The sequence below is a fragment of the Endozoicomonas sp. ONNA1 genome (genome assembly GCF_024606325.1).
Taxonomy (GTDB): domain Bacteria; phylum Pseudomonadota; class Gammaproteobacteria; order Pseudomonadales; family Endozoicomonadaceae; genus Endozoicomonas_A.
This window is the reverse complement of sequence record NZ_JAHHPN010000591.1, coordinates 1-1,508: the sequence shown is the minus strand read 5'-3', so window position 1 is coordinate 1,508 and position 1,508 is coordinate 1. Positions and strand designations below refer to the sequence as shown.

The 1,508-nt window shown below is 46.6% G+C and carries 1 protein-coding gene; it reads right to left on the bottom strand.

The genetic code is table 11. From position 1 onward, the window contains the following. Nucleotides 1-1,508: Atg14 domain-containing protein (locus tag KDK19_RS13720; RefSeq protein ID WP_257292180.1), on the bottom strand; the 1,508-nt coding region annotated here is incomplete at both ends.

Genomic DNA, 1,508 nt, shown 5'->3' with positions numbered 1-1,508 from the left:
TTGGCGCTCACGGTTACAGGAGTGAAGGCACTCTGCATGAATTTCTCAGTACCCTTGTCGGACAGCATTTGCACAACCTTATTGAACTGAGGCAAATTGACGCAGTGTCTGTAGCCAAGGAGGTGCTCAAATTCATCCACTGTCTGATATCCATCGACACCTCTGACGGCCTTTATATAGTTTTCAAGTTCAATCTTGCTGATCAGACCTTCACCCAGCAGAGCAATGATCGTGTTACCACTGGCAGAATGGGTAGTGAAGTATTCTGAGAAGCTTTTCAGGTCTTTTGGTTCATACCCGAAGTGGTGAATGCCTGCTTTGCCCATACCGAGAATTTTGTCGTCATATTCCTGTGCCCCTGTTGCCATCAGACGTCTGGCCTTGTTCGACAGAATATGCACTTCTTTGAGAACTATCAGAGGTTGAGATTCCGGTGAGACCGCCTTCAGGCACTTAAAAACTTCCACAATCCGACTGGCTTGTGTAAATGTCAGTTTTTCTCCGATTATTGCCTGCAGGCGAATCGGTGCAAATTCATCGTCAAAATCGAAACTCGCAAGAAATGATGTTGTTTTAACGCTTTCTTCTGCTAACTCTGCCAGACCTATTGCGGCTTCCAGAGCTTGTTTTTTAAGAGGGTGCTGCTGTATGAGTTTGTGGATAGCGTTCAGAACTTTTGCCTGCTTCGGAGTGAACTGGAAGGGGCCAATGTCACTTTCGACGGCTTCCTCTGCAGCCTTCAGATCCTCCTTCATTCTCTCAATGTCTGCTTTCCTGATTTCAATCTCACCTTGTAGATGAGCCTGTTTCTGAATCAGTTGCCGGATCATGCCGCCAGTACCCTCATTACCGCCCAGTTGTATCTGTTTGTTTCTCAGGGCATTAACCCGGTCTTCATAGGTGTCAGAAGAGTCTGGTTGAAGCCCCACGGCTTGTTCAGTGGATTCAAGTATCTCTTTAAGATCCTCCAGAGCTTTTTTCGTTTCTGCTACAGCCTGACTTTTATGCTCCAGGTCTGAGTTCAGCATAGCTATTTCGTTATTATGCAGGGCTTCAGCCTTCTCATCGATCTCTCCAGAAGGGGTGTTCTCCTTTTTTTTAAGAGCCAGATGCTCTTTTACATTAGTTTCTTCACGCAGTGCATGAGTTAACTCCATACTTTTCCTGTCGTGCACACGCAGGAAGTCTTTGACCCGAGTGTACTTTTGCCTGGTTAAAGGCAGTTCACCCAATGCGTAATGGGCTTCGTCCGGGTCATTAGAATTTGTATGGGAAGCAATAGCAATAAAGTAATCTGCTTCCTCCATTAATCCGGGGTCACCTTGTATCTGAAGGTTAAGATGTTTACTGGCAGCTTCCAGTTTCTCGAGGACTTCATCCCGTCTCTCAGCGCCGTCTCCCCTCAGGAAATGTCTGATGTCGTCTACTCGCTCTTCAGTGGTTTGCCCGTCGTCTGCAGGCAGGTCGTAATCGATCTGGATTTGTTTAATGGCCTGATTGAGAGTCTT